The sequence below is a fragment of the Pantoea sp. WEP genome, assembly GCF_041678305.1.
Lineage (GTDB): Bacteria > Pseudomonadota > Gammaproteobacteria > Enterobacterales > Enterobacteriaceae > Pantoea > Pantoea dispersa.
Window position 1 is genome coordinate 3,218,084 of sequence record NZ_JBGNXB010000001.1, and the last position, 16,301, is coordinate 3,234,384.

Consider the following 16,301-nt stretch of genomic DNA (forward strand, 5'->3'; position numbering starts at 1 on the left):
GGTCCGCTTCTGTAAAGGCTTTTTGGCGCTTACGCGTAGCCGTAGCTCATCAGGCGCTGATAGCGGCGGTTAAGCAGCTCTTCCGTACTCAGCACATCGAGATCGGCCAGATCGGCCAGCAGCTGCTGCTTGAGCGCTGCCGCCATGTCCACCGGATGACGGTGCGCGCCGCCCAGCGGTTCCGGGATGATCGAATCGATCAGCTTCAGCTCTTTCAGACGCCCGGCGGTGATGCCCATCGCTTCTGCGGCGAGTGGCGCTTTGTCGGCGCTCTTCCACAGAATTGATGCACAGCCTTCCGGTGAGATCACCGAGTAGGTGCTGTACTGCAGCATATTCACTTTATCGCCAACGCCAATCGCCAGCGCGCCGCCGGAGCCGCCTTCGCCGATCACGGTACAGATCACCGGGATCTTCAGGCCTGACATCTCGCGCAGATTGCGGGCAATCGCTTCAGACTGACCGCGCTCTTCCGCGCCCACGCCCGGATAGGCACCCGGCGTGTCGATGAAGGTGATCAGTGGCATCTTAAAGCGCTCGGCCATCTCCATCAGACGCAGTGCTTTACGGTAGCCCTCGGGTGCTGGCATACCGAAGTTACGCCGGATTTTCTCTTTGGTTTCGCGGCCTTTCTGATGGCCAATGACCATCACCGGACGCCCATCCAGACGAGCGATACCGCCGACAATGGCTTTATCATCGGCATAGGCGCGGTCACCGGCCAGCTCGTCAAAATCGTCAAACGCATTGCGGACATAGTCCAGCGTATAAGGACGCAGCGGATGGCGCGCCAGCTGCGCAACCTGCCATGCACCCAAATCGGAGAAGATTTTACGGGTCAGCTCGACGCTTTTCTCGCGCAGACGCTGCACTTCTTCATCCAGATTAATATCGTGTTTCTCATCCGAACGACCAATCGATTTCAGCGAGTCGATTTTCGCTTCCAGTTCAGCGATTGGCTGTTCAAAATCCAGGTAATTAAGACTCATAATGTTCCTGTTTTAGTCAAACTCCAGTTCCACCTGCTCCGACCCTACTAACGACCGCAAATCGTTGAGTAAACGATCGCTGGGCGAAATACGCCACGCTGCACCAAAGCGCAGCTTCGCCCGCGCATCTGCTCTCTGATAATAGAGATGCACCGGAATGGTCCCGGAGCGATGAGGCTCCAGAGACTGGCGGAGACGGTTTAAAAGCTGGTCATCAATTTGCCTGTCCGTCAGCGAGATAGCAAGTCCGCGCGCGTATTTTTCCCGCGCTTCGTCGATGTCCATGACTTCCCGGGCGGTCATTTTAAGCCCACCGCTAAAGTCATCAAAGCTGACCTGTCCACTGACGATCAGGATACGGTCCTTCTCCAGCAGCTGCTGGTATTTATCTAACGCATCGGTAAATAACATCACCTCAAGACGGCCAGAGCGGTCGTCAAGAGTACAGATACCAATTCGGTTGCCGCGCTTGGTGACCATGACGCGGGCGGCAATCACCAGCCCGGCCGCAACGGTCACTTTACCACGTTCTGTTGGATGCATGTCTTTCAGGCGCATGCCGCCAACGTAGCGCTCAATTTCTTTCAGATACTGATTGATCGGATGGCCGGTGAGATACAGACCGAGCGTCTCACGCTCGCCATCCAGCTGCACCTGCTCCGGCCACGGCGTAATGGCCGCATAAGATTGCTCAACCTGCTCGGGCTCTTCGGCCAGCACGCCGAACATATCCGCCTGTCCCGTCGCTTCGGCTTTGGCATGCTGATCCGCCGCCTTCAGGGCGTCACCCAGCGCGCTCATCAGCGCCGCGCGGTGCGGGCCAAGACGATCGAACGCGCCGGACATGATCAGTTTTTCCATCACGCGACGGTTGATCTTTTTGGTGTCGGTGCGCGCGCAGAGATCAAACAGCTCTTTAAAGTAGCCGCCCTGATTACGCGCTTCGAGGATCGCTTCGATCGGCCCCTCACCCACGCCTTTGATGGCGCCGATGCCGTACACGATCTCCCCGTCATCGTTGACGTGGAACGGATAGAGCCCGGAGTTAATGTCTGGCGGCAGCACTTTCAGCCCCATGCGCCAGCACTCATCCACCAGTCCAACCACCTTCTCGGTGTTATCCATATCGGCGGTCATCACCGCCGCCATGAACTCGGCCGGATAGTGCGCTTTCAGCCACAGCGTCTGATAGGAGACCAGCGCATAAGCAGCAGAGTGCGACTTGTTAAAGCCGTAGCCTGCGAACTTCTCCACCAGATCGAAGATTTTCATCGACAGTTCGCCGTTGATGCCCATCTTCTCAGCACCGTCCTGGAACACCGAACGCTGCTTGGCCATCTCCTCCGGCTTCTTTTTACCCATGGCACGACGCAGCATATCCGCGCCGCCCAGCGTATAGCCGGACAGGACCTGGGCAATCTGCATCACCTGTTCCTGATAGAGGATGATGCCGTAGGTCGGCTCCAGCACCGGCTTCAGGCTCTCATGCTGCCACTGAATGTCCGGGTAGGAGATGGCTTCACGGCCGTGCTTACGGTCAATAAAGTTATCGACCATGCCCGACTGCAGCGGCCCCGGACGGAACAGTGCCACCAGTGCGATCATATCTTCGAAGCAGTCCGGCTTCAGGCGCTTGATCAGATCTTTCATGCCGCGCGATTCAAGCTGGAACACCGCGGTGGTTTCCGAGCGCTGCAGCATGTCGAAGCTTTTTTTGTCATCCAGCGGGATGGCAGCGATATCGATTGGCGGTAACCCCTGCTTTTCGCGCCGCGGGTTGATCATCTTCAGCGCCCAGTCGATGATGGTCAGCGTGCGCAGGCCGAGGAAGTCAAACTTCACCAGTCCGGCGTATTCCACGTCGTTTTTATCGAACTGGGTGACCGGGAACTGGCCGTTCTCATCGCAGTACAGCGGCGCAAAATCGGTGATTTTGGTCGGCGCAATGACCACGCCACCGGCGTGCTTGCCGGCGTTACGCGTGACCCCTTCCAGCTTGCGCGCCATGTCGATCAGCGCTTTGACTTCTTCGTCAGCTTCGTAGATCTCCGGCAGCTGCGGTTCCGCCTGGAACGCTTTTTCCAGCGTCATGCCCGGATCCGGCGGGATCAGTTTTGAGATGCGATCAACAAAGCCGTACGGATGCCCCAGCACCCGGCCGACGTCGCGAATCACCGCTTTCGCCGCCATGGTACCAAAGGTGATAATCTGCGACACCGCATCGCGGCCGTACATCTCAGCCACGTGATCGATCACCTGGTCACGTTTTTCCATGCAGAAATCGACGTCAAAGTCGGGCATCGAGACACGTTCCGGGTTAAGGAAACGTTCGAACAGCAGGTCAAACTCCAGCGGATCGAGATCGGTAATTTTCAGCGCGTAGGCCACCAGCGAACCGGCACCGGAACCACGCCCCGGCCCGACCGGAATGCCGTTGTCCTTTGACCACTGGATAAACTCCATCACGATCAGGAAGTAGCCGGGGAAGCCCATCTGGTTAATGACGTTGAGCTCGATGTCGAGACGCTCGTCATACTCCGGCCGGCGTTCGGCACGCACCTGCTCATCCGGGAAGAGAAACGCCAGGCGCTCCTCCAGCCCTTCGCGCGACTTCATCACCAGGAAATCTTCGGTCGACATGTCGCCGGTCGGGAACTGCGGCAGGAAGTATTCGCCGAGGCGCACCGTGACGTTACAACGCTTAGCAATCTCTACGCTGTTTTCCAGCGCTTCCGGGATGTCCGAGAACAGCTCGCACATCTCCTCTTCGCTGCGCATATATTGCTGAGGACTGTAGTTGCGCGGACGTTTAGGATCGTCCAGCGTGTAGCCGTCGTGAATCGCCACGCGGATTTCATGGGCGTCGAAATCTTCTTCGTTGAGGAAGCAGACTTCATTGGTGGCCACCACCGGCACCGATTCAGCAATCGCCAGCTCAACCGCGGCGTGCAGATAGGCCTCTTCGTCTGGCCGGCCGGTACGCGTCAGTTCCAGATAGTAGCGATTAGGGAAATGCTGCTGATAGAAGCTCAGGCACTGCGCCACCAGCGCGTTATTGCCACGCAGCAGGCTGCGACCGACGTCGCCGCGCCGTCCGCCCGACAGCAGAATCAACCCTTCGCCCAGCTCCAGTAACCAGTCGCGATCGATAATCGGTCCGGTGATACCGTAACCGCGCTGGTAAGCGCGCGAAATCAGCAGCGTCAGATTCTGGTAACCGGTGTTATTAGCGGCCAGCACGGTGAGCTGCGTCAGCTCATCGCCCATCAAATCGCTGGCCACCTGGAAGTCAGCCCCGACGATCGGTTTGATACCGGCGCTGTGCGCGCTGCCATAAAAGCGCACCAGCCCGCACAGGTTGGTGTAGTCGGTGATGGCAATGGCTGGCATGCCGAGCGCGGCCGCCTTTTTTACCAGCGGCCCGGTCTTGGCCAGACCATCGACCATGGAGTAATCGCTGTGTACGCGCAGATGTATAAAACGAGGTTCAGCCATATCAGTTTCCGGTTAAAACAGCGTCAGGCTATTAAAGCGTAGTCGGCTGGCGCGCGGCCAGCACATCAGCATCAATCAGGGCGTTACGCACCGGCGCAAAGCTGCGGCGGTGGTGAGGTGTGGCACCAAACTGCGTCAGTTTTTCCATGTGCAGCGCGGTCGGATAGCCTTTGTGCTGGGCGAAACCGTACTGCGGAAACAGCAGGTCCAGCTCGGCCATTTCACGGTCGCGCGTGACTTTGGCAATAATCGAGGCAGCGCTGATTTCCCGCACCAGGCTATCACCCTTAACCACCGCCTGCGACGGCATCGGCAGCGCCGGACAGCGGTTGCCATCAATCAGGACAAAATCCGGTGCAATATGCAGACCGGCAACCGCGCGCTGCATCGCCAGCATGGTGGCGTGCAGGATGTTCAGCTGATCGATCTCTTCCGGCTCAGCGCGGCCCAGGCTCCACGCCAGCGCTTTCTCTTTGATTTCATCAAACAGCGCAAGGCGGCGCTTTTCAGACAGCTTTTTGGAATCTGCCAGGCCGGCAATCGGCCGCGCTGGATCGAGGATCACGGCGGCGGTCACCACGGCACCGACCAGCGGGCCACGTCCGACTTCATCAACGCCGGCAATCAGCCGGGCGTCAGGATAGATAAATTCAGCCATTGGCAATCTCCAGTACCGCATCCGCCGCCTGTTCGTCGGCGTTCCAGCGAATCTGCTGATGCAATTGGGTGAAAGTGGCCAGCAGCGCGTCACGCTCCGGACCGGCATGCAACAGCGGCTCCAGCGCCGCGGCTAACGCTGCAGGCTGGCACTCCTCCTGCAGCAGCTCCTGCACCAGCTCACGGCCGGCCAGCAGGTTAGGCAGCGAAACGTACGGGGTTTTCACCAGCCGCTTCGCCAGCCAGAAGGTGAACGGCTTCATACGATAGCCCACCACCATCGGGCATTTCGCCAGCATGCACTCCAGCGCTGCAGTGCCGGAAGCCAGAATCGCTGCGTCGCTGGCGATCATCGCCTGGCGCCCTTTGCCATCCAGCAGGTGCATCGGCAATTCCGGCGCGACGCTGGCTTTAATCTGCTCGAACTGCGCGCGCCGCTTCGCGTTAACCAGCGGCACCACGATCTCAAGCGCCGGATAGCGCTGGCGCAGCAGCTGTGCAGCGCGCAGGAAATCGGCGCTGAGCATCTCCACTTCCGCGCCGCGGCTGCCCGGCAGCAGGCCGAGGCACAGCGCATCATCCGCGATGCCTAATTCACGCCGCGCGGCCAGTTTGTCCGGCTGCAGCGGCATCGCATCGGCCATGGTGTGCCCGATGAAGCGGCACGGCACGTTGTAGCGATCGTAAAACGCTTTTTCAAAAGGCAGAAACGCCAGCACCAGATCGGTGTTGCGGCCAATTTTGAACACGCGCTTTTGTCGCCAGGCCCACACGGAGGGACTGACGTAATGAATGGTGCGAATGCCGGCACGCTTGAGGTTGCCTTCCAGCGTGATGTTGAAATCCGGGGCATCGATGCCGACGAAGACATCCGGCCGCAGCTCAGTAAAGCGCTGGGTTAAATCCTTGCGGATGTGCAGCAAACGGCGCAGGCGGCCAAGCACCTCAACGATGCCCATTACCGCCAGCTCTTCCATCTCGTACCAGGCTTCGCAGCCTTCGGCCTGCATCAGCGGACCGGCAACGCCAACGAAGCGCGCGTCAGGATGGCGCGCTTTTAGCGCACGAATCAATCCGGCACCAAGAATATCGCCGGAGGTTTCTCCGGCGACCAGGGCAATCGTTAAGGGACGCACAGACATGAATTAACGAATCAATCCACGGGTAGAACGGGCAAAGAAGTCGTAGAAAGGCTGCACTTCGCTATGAAGTTTAGCCAGTTCTTCAATCTCCGGCTTCACTTCATCCAGCGTTTTACCGCTGCGGTACAGCAGCTTGTACGCGTTACGAATGGCGTGCAGTGCTTCTTTGCTGAAGCCACGACGCTTCAGGCCTTCGATATTGACACCGAACGGCGTGGCATGGTTGCCCTGCGCAATCACGTACGGCGGCACGTCCTGCGCGACACCGGAACAACCGCCTACCATCACGTGGGCACCAATGGTGCACCACTGGTGCACCGCCGTCACGCCGCCGATGATGGCAAAATCATCCACGGTAACGTGGCCGCCCAGCGTTACGTTGTTGGCCAGAATACAGCGATTGCCGATCACGCAGTCATGGGCAATGTGCGCATTGACCATCAGCAGGTTGTCGCTGCCGACTTTGGTCAGGCCGCCACCCTGCGTGGTGCCACGATGAATGGTGACGCTCTCGCGGATGCGGTTGCGATCGCCGACTTCAACGCGGGTCGGTTCACCGGCATATTTCAGATCCTGATTCACTTCGCCAATCGAAACGAACTGGTAGATCTGGTTATCTTTACCGATACGCGTGTGGCCATTCACCACCACGTGCGATTTCAGCACCGTGCCTTCGCCAATTTCCACGTTCGCTCCGACAACACAAAACGGACCGATTTGGACGTTGGCGCCGATCACCGCACCTTCTTCAATGATGGACGTTGGATGGATGCTGGCGGTTGAATCAATCACTAATTATGCCTCCCGGCTACGGGCACACATCATGGTCGCTTCACAGACAATCTTACCGTCTACGGTTGCCACGCCTTTGAAGCGCGTCAGGCCACGGCGGGTCTTCTCGAAGGTGACTTCCATGATCATCTGGTCGCCCGGCACTACCGGACGCTTGAAACGGGCTTCGTCGATACCGGCGAAATAGTACAGCTCGCCCGGTTCCAGTTTTCCAACGCTTTTAAACGCCAGAATACCGGTCGCCTGCGCCATCGCTTCCAGGATCAGAACGCCTGGGAAAATCGGTTTACCAGGGAAGTGTCCCTGGAAAAACGGTTCATTAACAGAAACGTTCTTTACCGCACGCAGGTATTTATGCTCTTCAAATTCCAGCACGCGGTCAACCAGCAAAAACGGGTAGCGGTGCGGCAGCAGTTCTAAAATCTCTTCAATTTTCAGAGTATGCGTTTCAGTTGTCAAAATACTCTTCCTGTCCTAAAAAATCTGATGGCAACAATAACACGGCCTGCACCGATCAAAATGATCTTTCGCAGGCCGCAAATCAGTTCAGTGGCGTTTCGCTTACCACGATACCTGCTGCCGCACTCTGGTTAACCCCGAGGTGAAAGAAGGTACGCTGCTTTATTATGAAAGCGGGTAGAGCCGGGATGTACTCAGTCGTCTTTGCCGACCTTGCGTTCGATGGCTTTTAAGCGTTTGCTCATGTCATCGATGTTCATCACCAGCGCTGCCGTTTTACGCCAGGTTTTGTTGGGTTGCAGCGGGATACCCGATGAGTATACCCCAGGCTCTGTGATGGGACGCATGACCATGCCCATGCCGGTTACCGTCACTTTGTCACAGATTTCCATATGGCCGTTAATGACGCTGGCTCCGCCAATCATACAGTAACGCCCAATCTTCAGACTACCCGCCATGATCACACCACCGGCAACCGCGGTGTTATCACCAATCACGACGTTATGCGCAATCTGACACTGGTTGTCTATGATAACACCATTGCCGATCAGAGTGTTATCCAGCGCACCGCGATCGATCGTGGTACAGGCACCAATTTCTACCCGATCGCCAATCACCACGGTGCCCAGCTGAGGAATTTTCACCCAGTTGCCGCGGTCGTTAGCATAACCGAAACCATCGGCACCAATCACGGTGCCAGACTGAATCAGACAATCCTGACCAATCTGGATCTCATGATAAACCGTAACGTTGGCCCACAAACGGGAACCACGGCCAATGCGCGTGCGCTTGCCGACAAAGCAGCCGGCGCCAATCACCACGTCATCACCCAACTCAACGCCGGACTCGATGACCGCGTTAGCGCCCACCGAGACATTGTTCCCCAGCTTCGCGCTCGGATCGATCACGGCGCTGGGCGCGATATTTTGCGCGGGCTGCGGCGTGGTGTCCAGCAGTTGTGCCATGCGGGCATAAGTCAGGTAAGGGTTTTTCACCACCAGCGCGGCGGTTTTACACCACTCCAGATCCGCTTCCGTCAGCACCACGGCTGAGGCCTGAACCTGTGCGAGCTGCTCGCGGTAGCGGCTGTTGGCAAGAAAAGTGATTTGACCAGGGGTGGCGGATTGCATAGAAGCAATGCCGGAGATGGCGATATCGCCATCTCCGTGCAATTCTGCATCCAACTGCTGGGCTAAATCAGCCAGTCGAATTGATGACATCGATTATTTAACCTGTTTCAGCACGTCAGCAGTAATGTCTTTCGCGTTAGAAGCATAGGCAACGGCATTGGCGTCGATTACCACGTCATACCCTTCGCTGTCCGCCACTTTCTTCACTGCGTCCTGAATACGGCTCAGCAGTTTGTTACGCTCTTCCATCTGACGACGGCGGTTATCCTGATCGAAAGCCTGCGCTTTCGTCGAGAACGCTTCGCGCTGTGACATGATGTCTTTTTCCATGCGGCTGCGGTCGCTGGCCTTCATGGTTGAACCATCACGCTGCAGTTTCTGCATTTTAGTCTGCAGATCGCGCTCCTGGCTCTGCAGCTCAGTGGCACGGCCCTTGAATTCGTTTTCCAGCTGTTTAGCAACGGTCGCACGTTGCGGTAACTGTTGGAAAATGCTGGACACGTTTACCACTGCAATTTTGTCAGCAGCCTGAACGCCCGCGGAAACCGCTAAAGCAAGACCCAGACCTGCGGCACACAACAACTTTTTCACTATAAACTCCTTACCATCAACGTTTGTGTCAGCGACACAGTGTTGGCATCGTCCGGCTCCCGTCTGGCGCCGGCGCGATGCCGTACTACGACTCTGCTTCCGTGCTCAGAACCTTACCAGGTTTTACCGATGTTAAACTGGAACTGTTCTGCTTTGTCTCCCTCGACTTTCTTCACTGGCTGTGCGTAGGAGAACACCAGTGGTCCAAGTGGCGACATCCACTGCAGCGCAAGACCGGCAGAGACGCGAATGTTGTTCGGGTCGCTGTAGTCCGGAATGCCCGCCGCGCGGGTTTCCGCGGTGTTCTGCCACTTGGTATCCCAGACGGTACCGGCATCCATAAATACCGAGGTACGTACTGAGTTTGCATATTTCTCGCTCAGGAACGGCGTTGGCGTAATCAGCTCAAGGCTGGCGATCGCCATGGCGTTACCGCCCACCGCATCGTCAGACTTACAGATGCCGTCCGGATCGGTCAGATTACAGCTCGACGAGCGATCGTTCAGGTAAGCGGCTTTCGGACCAATGGTGTTGGACTGGAAGCCACGCACGGTGCTGGAACCGCCGGCGTAGAAGTTCTCATAGAACGGCATCTCTTTGCCACCGAGTCCGTCACCGTAGCCAACACGGCCACGACCCAGCACCACCCAGGTGCCATCACGGTTCAGCGGCACGTACTGCTGGGTGTCCAGCGTCGCTTTATAGAACGAGTTATCAGAGCCCGGAATGGTCACTTTACCGTTCAGGTTGGTACGGTTACCGCGCGTCGGGAAGAAACCACGATCGAGCGTGTTGTACGTCCAGCCGTAGTTGAAGGTGAAGTCATCCGCAGAGAAATCACCGTCATCATTCAGCCCCTGATGACGACCCACCGAGTCAAGGTAACGCCACATCGCCACCTGCGGACGCATGTTGGACAGGTCGTTGTGCACATAACCTAAGCCAACGCGCAGCGTGTTGTTTTCGTTAACCGGGAAGCCGAGCGTACCGTCCACACCGTAACTTTTGTTGGTGTAGTCGGAGAGGTCAGCATCATCCGCTTTAAAGTCGTTGTAGAAGAGGCGGCCGCCGAGGCTCACACCGTCCACCGTGAAGTACGGATCGGTGAGTGAGAATTCTGCGTAAGTCTGGTAGTCGTTCTTGGTACCGCTGATGCCGACGGTATTACCGGTGCCGAGCCAGTTCTCCTGGGTCACGCCGACCTGGAAGCTGACGCCACTCTCCGTACCGTAACCCACACCAAAGTTGAAGGTACCGGTGTTACGCTCTTTGACTTTGTAAACCACGTCTACCTGGTCTGGCGAGCCCGGAACGCGCTGGGTATCAACGTCCACGGTTTCGAAGTAACCGGTACGGTTCAGGCGCTCTTTGCCCTGATCGACGAGGTCGCTGCCCAGCCATGCGCCTTCCATCTGACGCATTTCGCGGCGCAGTACGGCATCTTTCGAGGTGTCGTTACCTTCAAAACGCACTTTACGCACGTAGTAACGGTTACCGGCATCAACGTTGATGTGCAGCTTAACGGTTTTATCCGCATCGTTGATTTCCGGCTGCGTCACCACGCGTGGATAGGCGTAGCCATAACGGCCCAGCAGCTTCTTGATGTCATCTTCCATCTGGGTGACTTTGGTGCCGTTATACAGCTCACCGTTAGGAATCTGCGTCAGGTGCTCAATTTCCGCCGAGTGGCCCGCCATGCTGCCGTTGACGATCACGCCGGCAATCTTGTACTGATCGCCTTCAGTGATGTTGACGGTGATGTAGATGCCTTTCTTGTCCGGCGTCAGGCTCACCTGCGTGGAATCAATATTGAAACGCGCATAACCGCGATCCAGATAGAAGCTGCGCAGGGTTTCGAGATCGCCCGCCAGTTTCTGCTTCTGGTATTTACGATCGCCCACCACGTTCCACCACGGCACTTCATCGCGCAGCTGGAAGCGGGAGATCAGTTCGTCTGAGCTGAACGCTTTGTTGCCGACAATGTTGATCTGCTGGATCTTGGCCGAGACGCCTTCCTGGAAGACGAATTTCAGATCGACACGGTTACGCGGCAGCGGCGTCGCGATGGCTTTGACGCTGGCGGTATATTTACCGACGCTGTAGTAAAAGTCCTCCAGCCCCTTCTCGATGGAAGAGAGCGTGGTGCGGTCAAGCGCTTCGCCGACGCGCACACCGGAGGCCTCAAGGTTCTCCTTCAGCTGATCCTCTTTCACCGCTTTGTTACCGGAGAAGGTGATGCTGGCAATGGTCGGACGTTCCTTCACCTGAACAATCAGGGTGGTGCCGTCACGCAGAACCTGGACATCTTCAAAGTTACCGGTAGCGAACAGTGAGCGAATGGTGTTTCTGATGTCATCATCATTCACCGTATCACCGACGCGTACCGGCATGCTGAGCAGAGCCGCGCCGACGGCGACTCGCTGTAGACCTTCGAAATGAATGTCCTTCACTACGAAATCGTCTGCACCGTAAACGGTGGCGCTGCTAAACAGCAGCGACGCTATGAGCAACTTTTTCATCGCCATCGTTGTTATGCGTTTTCCTAACACATCCCGCGCCTGTCTGCGTTCCAGCGATTACAGGCGAGAGAAATCATTGAAAAGTGCAAGCCCCATTAAAAGCACCAGCAAAATTGAGCCGATGCGATAACTGAAGTCCTGAACTCGCTCGGACACCGGTCCACCTTTGATCTTTTCGATCGCCAGAAAGAGCAGATGTCCACCATCTAAAACCGGCAGAGGGAACAGATTGATGATCCCTAAGTTGACGCTAATCAGCGCGAGGAACATCAGGTAATAAATCACCCCATATTCAGCTGATAATCCGGCACCCTGCGCAATCGAAATTGGCCCGCTCAGGTTATTCAGTTTGACGTCCCCGGTTATCAACTTGCCCAGCATCGAAACCGTCAGCTTCATCAGTTGCCAGGTTTTGACACCGGCTTCACCAATCGCGGCGAAAGGTCCGTACTGTTTTACCGTTTTGTACTCATCCGGCAGCGGGATCACACGCGGGATCACCCCGGCAAAACCTTCCGCTGCGTTGCCCGGTTTCGCTTCCGGCGTTAGCGTCAGCGTTAACGGTTCACCGTTACGCTCAACCTCCAGCGCCATGTTTTTGCCGGGATTATCCCGAACCTGAGCCGCAAAAACCTGCCATTGCGTTAATGGCTGACCATCGACTTTAACGATCCTGTCGCCGGCTTGCAAACCGGCAGCACTTGCCGGTGAACGCGCCTGCACTTCTGCCAGCGTGGTTTCGATTTGCGGCCCGCGCGGTCGAATACCTAAAGCGACCACCGGGTCCTGTTTGTCCGGTTCAAATTGCCAGTCGCGCAGATTGAGCTGCTTCTGCTGCGTCGCCTGCTGACCAAACTGTGACACGGTCAGCGTGGCGCTGCTGTCGCCGATTTTACCGATCAGCGCCAGGCGCACAGCATCCCAGTCAGGCGTTTCGATACCGTCAACCGCTTTAAGTTCCATGCCGGAGGTAATTTGCGCTTCTGCCGCGACGGAACCGCTCATAATTTCGCCGACCACCGGGCGAACACCCGGCACACCATGGATGAACACCACCCAGTAGGCAAACACGGCAAAGATGAAATTGGCGACGGGACCGGCGGCAATGATTGAGGCACGCTGCAGCACGGTTTTATTGTTGAAGGCCTGATGACGCAGCTCAGCGGGCACGCTCTCTACGCGCTCGTCGAGCATTTTGACGTAGCCACCGAGCGGAATCAGCGCGATCACGTATTCCGTGCCCTGGCGGTCAGTGCGACGCCACAGGGCTTTGCCGAAACCGATCGAGAAGCGTTCTACTTTGACACCGCAGCGACACGCCACCCAGAAGTGGCCGAACTCGTGCACCGTAATCAGCACGCCGAGCGCCACGATAAAGGCGACAAAACTCCAGAGTATGCTCAACATCGTCGCTTATCCTCAGAGGGTGCGGAACACCAGCAGCAGCAGGCAGGCAAATACCGGCACCGCGGCTGTCAGGCTATCAATGCGATCGAGGATACCACCGTGCCCCGGAATCAGGTTACCGCTGTCTTTGATACCGGCTTCACGTTTGAACATACTTTCCGTGAGATCGCCCAGCACGGAGGCCAGCGTGGCAATCACGGCGCAGATAATCAGCGTGCCCGGCGCCACCGATAGCGGGGCCAGCAGCGCAAACAGCCAGGCGATAATCGCCGATGACAGCAGTCCGCCAAAGAAGCCTTCCCAGGTTTTGCCCGGCGAGACTTTCGGCGCCAGCTTATGCTTGCCGAACAGACGACCAAACATGTAAGCACCGGAATCCGCGCCCCAGACGAGGAACATCACGAACAGCAGCCACCAGGCGCCGGCGAAATGGTCGGTGTCATAGTGATACTGGCGCAGCGCCATCATGCCCCAGAAGAACGGCACCACGGTCAGCACGCCAAACAGCAGGCGCAGCGGACGCGATGCGCGCCACAGCGCAGCGGAGGCCGGATAAAACAGCACGAGAAACAGCGCGACAATCCACCAGCCCAGCGAGGCCCAGAGCGAGCTCTCCATCTGGAACTGGTGCAGATTACGTTGATAGGGTTGCAGGGTGAACAGCATCACCGCCAGCAGCAGGCCGCATAGCACCGCCAGCCAGATACGCTGCTGACGCGTTGCCATCCCCGCCAGCTGCCCCCACTCCCAGGCGGCAAGCATGCAGATGATGATGGTGGTAATCGCAAAACCGGACAGCGGCAACCAAAACAGAGCAGCGATCACCAGCGGAATCAGAATAAACGCGGTGATCAGACGAGACTTCAGCAAAGGTTACCCCCAGGTTGCTCAGGCGCCGCCTGGTGCAGCGCCGCCATAGCGTCGCTCCCGCAGAGAGAATGCATTCAGTGCACCTTCAAAAACGTGTTCATCAAAATCAGGCCAGAGAACATCGGTAAACCAAAACTCAGCATAGGCGATCTGCCACAGCAGGAAGTTGCTGATCCGATGCTCTCCCCCGGTCCTTATCACTAAATCCACCGGCGCCAGCTCCTGCATACACAGATGCGGAGCCAGACTTTCTTCAGTTATCTGGTCAGGACGTAGCAGTCCTTCCTGAACCTGTTCAGCCAGTTTTTTTACACCCTGGATAATATCCCAACGGCCGCCATAGTTGGCAGCAATGTTGAGGGTGAGTCCATCATTTTGCTGAGTCAGTTCCTCGGCGCGGCGAATGCGTTCCTGAATGCGGTTATTGAAACGGCTGATATCACCAATAATGCGCAGACGCACATTGTGCTTGTGCAGGCTTTTGACTTCGCTGTCGAGCGCCCAGACAAACAATTCCATTAAGGCCGTCACTTCCTGTACCGGTCGGCTCCAGTTTTCACTGCTGAACGCATAGAGCGTGAGCGCTTCCAGCTTGTTGCTGACCGCAAAGCTGACAGCCCGGCGTACTGATTTTACCCCGGCTTTGTGGCCTGAAATACGCAGTTTGCCCTGATTTTTTGCCCAGCGACCATTACCATCCATAATGATGGCCACGTGACGTGGCGTGCAGTACGACCCGTCATCGATTGTATTGTGATTGTTGGACGACATAACGCGTAATAATTCCTTTCATCAGAAATGCTGTGGTTTCTGAATACATTGCGCCTGCGGCAAACGCCGGTAACCTCACCGGATGACATCGAAACAATGTCGGGCCGTAAAACGCGAGCGAGCGACTATACCATTTTCACCCTGAGCGAACAAATAGCGCCACCATCAACCGGCTAAACGAAAGCGCGGCAGCAACGCCGTGGCCCGCACGCGTGCGATCCGATCAATCTCCATCACGTCATCCACGCTGCACGGCTCCTGACACTGCAGGGTTGCCAGCACTTCACTGTTGATGGCCGCGATATCGGTAAAGCGAATCTGATGCTGCAGAAATGCCGCTACCGCGACTTCATTGGCTGCGTTCAGCGTGGTGGTGGCCGCCTGTCCGGTTGCGCATGCATCGATTGCCAGCTTCAGGCAGGGATAGCGTTCGTAGTCCGGCTCAGCAAACGTCAGCGCCTTCATTCGGGTGAAATCAAGCGGCGTTACGCCTGCGGTAATACGTGCCGGCCAGGCCATGCTGTGGGCGATTGGCGTGCGCATATCGGGTGAACCCAGCTGCGCCAGCACGCTACCGTCGCAGTATCGCACCATGGAGTGAATCACCGACTGCGGATGCAGGATGACCTCCATTTGTGCGTCGGTGGCGTTAAACAGCCAGCGGGCTTCAATGTATTCAAGACCTTTATTCATCATGGTGGCCGAATCAACGGAGATTTTACGCCCCATTGACCAGTTCGGATGCGCACAGGCCTGATCTGGCGTCATAGCGGCCAGCTCGGCTAATGGCGTGTCACGAAAAGGACCACCCGATCCCGTAAGGAGAATCGACTCGATGCCATTCTCCCGCAGATCAGCGTACCCCAACTGATGCTGTATGGAAGCGGGCAAACTCTGAAAAATGGCGTTGTGCTCGCTGTCGACCGGCAGCAGCTGCGCCTGATGCTGGCGTACCGCCTCCATAAACAAACGGCCGCATGTGACAAGCGATTCTTTATTGGCAAGCAGGACGGTTTTGCCGGCGCGAATGGCGGCCAGCGTCGGTTGTAAGCCGGAAGCGCCCACAATGGCGGCCATTACCTGATCGACCTCATCCAGTGCGGCCAGTTCGCAGGCGGCCTGAACGCCGGAGAGCACTTCCGTATCCATGTTGAGTGCTTTCAGTCGTTCACGCAGCGCCGCAGCGGAAGCGTCGTCGGACATCGCCGCGTAGCGCGGTTTAAATTGCTGACACTGTTCGGCCATCAGCGCCACATTCTGACCGGCCACCAGCGCAGTCACCTGATAGCGCTCAGGATGCGCCGCCACTACCGCCAGCGTGCTGGTGCCAATTGAGCCGGTCGAACCCAGCAGAGTTAATCGCTTCATGGTGCTGTCCCTGTGAAGTCGTGGTGCGCGCCCGCGCGTACGCCGGGCACAATGTAAAACGCCGCCAGAGTCGTACTACGTCTCTGAACGGCGTTTTGTCAGGCAAATGAC

Annotated in this window: 13 protein-coding genes; all 13 read right to left on the bottom strand. The window is 57.1% G+C overall.

Annotated elements, in window-relative coordinates:
* Nucleotides 1-29: 29 nt before the first annotated feature.
* The 13 genes from accA to ispC all read right to left on the bottom strand — a co-directional run bounded on the left by accA (nt 30) and on the right by ispC (nt 16,190).
* Nucleotides 30-989, bottom strand: a complete 960-nt coding sequence (gene accA / locus ABVR31_RS15150) for an acetyl-CoA carboxylase carboxyl transferase subunit alpha (RefSeq protein WP_021507476.1) — start codon at nt 987-989, stop codon at nt 30-32.
* A gap of 12 nt (nt 990-1,001) precedes the next feature.
* Nucleotides 1,002-4,484, bottom strand: a complete 3,483-nt coding sequence (gene dnaE, locus ABVR31_RS15155) for a DNA polymerase III subunit alpha (RefSeq protein ID WP_372773343.1) — start codon at nt 4,482-4,484, stop codon at nt 1,002-1,004.
* A gap of 31 nt (nt 4,485-4,515) precedes the next feature.
* On the bottom strand, nt 4,516-5,142 hold the full coding sequence (gene rnhB / locus ABVR31_RS15160) for a ribonuclease HII (RefSeq protein ID WP_058759533.1): 627 nt from the start codon (nt 5,140-5,142) through the stop codon (nt 4,516-4,518).
* Nucleotides 5,135-6,283, bottom strand: coding sequence for a lipid-A-disaccharide synthase (gene lpxB / locus ABVR31_RS15165; protein ID WP_058759532.1), 1,149 nt, complete (start codon nt 6,281-6,283; stop codon nt 5,135-5,137). The genes rnhB and lpxB overlap by 8 nt, the downstream gene beginning before the upstream one ends.
* 3 nt (nt 6,284-6,286) lie before the next feature.
* The gene (gene lpxA / locus ABVR31_RS15170) at nt 6,287-7,075 is read right to left on the bottom strand and encodes an acyl-ACP--UDP-N-acetylglucosamine O-acyltransferase (RefSeq protein ID WP_021507480.1); all 789 of its coding nucleotides are present in this window, start codon (nt 7,073-7,075) and stop codon (nt 6,287-6,289) included.
* Nucleotides 7,076-7,078: 3 nt separating this feature from the next.
* Nucleotides 7,079-7,534, bottom strand: coding sequence for a 3-hydroxyacyl-ACP dehydratase FabZ (gene fabZ / locus ABVR31_RS15175; RefSeq protein WP_013507953.1), 456 nt, complete (start codon nt 7,532-7,534; stop codon nt 7,079-7,081).
* A gap of 194 nt (nt 7,535-7,728) precedes the next feature.
* Nucleotides 7,729-8,754, bottom strand: coding sequence for a UDP-3-O-(3-hydroxymyristoyl)glucosamine N-acyltransferase (lpxD, locus tag ABVR31_RS15180; protein WP_021507481.1), 1,026 nt, complete (start codon nt 8,752-8,754; stop codon nt 7,729-7,731).
* Between the two features lie 3 nt (nt 8,755-8,757).
* Nucleotides 8,758-9,255 carry a molecular chaperone Skp gene (skp, locus tag ABVR31_RS15185; RefSeq protein ID WP_021507482.1) on the bottom strand — a complete coding sequence of 166 codons (498 nt, stop codon included), beginning with the start codon at nt 9,253-9,255 and terminating at the stop codon, nt 8,758-8,760.
* A gap of 113 nt (nt 9,256-9,368) precedes the next feature.
* Nucleotides 9,369-11,780 (bottom strand): outer membrane protein assembly factor BamA, encoded by a 2,412-nt coding sequence (gene bamA / locus ABVR31_RS15190; RefSeq protein ID WP_021507483.1) that lies wholly within the window; start codon nt 11,778-11,780, stop codon nt 9,369-9,371.
* A 51-nt stretch (nt 11,781-11,831) separates the two neighbouring features.
* Nucleotides 11,832-13,181 carry a sigma E protease regulator RseP gene (rseP, locus tag ABVR31_RS15195; RefSeq protein ID WP_222951260.1) on the bottom strand — a complete coding sequence of 450 codons (1,350 nt, stop codon included), beginning with the start codon at nt 13,179-13,181 and terminating at the stop codon, nt 11,832-11,834.
* Nucleotides 13,182-13,193: 12 nt separating this feature from the next.
* Nucleotides 13,194-14,051 (bottom strand): phosphatidate cytidylyltransferase, encoded by an 858-nt coding sequence (gene cdsA / locus ABVR31_RS15200; protein WP_010616187.1) that lies wholly within the window; start codon nt 14,049-14,051, stop codon nt 13,194-13,196.
* Nucleotides 14,052-14,069: 18 nt separating this feature from the next.
* The gene (gene ispU / locus ABVR31_RS15205) at nt 14,070-14,822 is read right to left on the bottom strand and encodes a (2E,6E)-farnesyl-diphosphate-specific ditrans,polycis-undecaprenyl-diphosphate synthase (RefSeq protein ID WP_058759529.1); all 753 of its coding nucleotides are present in this window, start codon (nt 14,820-14,822) and stop codon (nt 14,070-14,072) included.
* A 165-nt stretch (nt 14,823-14,987) separates the two neighbouring features.
* Nucleotides 14,988-16,190 carry a 1-deoxy-D-xylulose-5-phosphate reductoisomerase gene (gene ispC, locus ABVR31_RS15210; RefSeq protein WP_222951261.1) on the bottom strand — a complete coding sequence of 401 codons (1,203 nt, stop codon included), beginning with the start codon at nt 16,188-16,190 and terminating at the stop codon, nt 14,988-14,990.
* Nucleotides 16,191-16,301 lie beyond the last annotated feature (111 nt).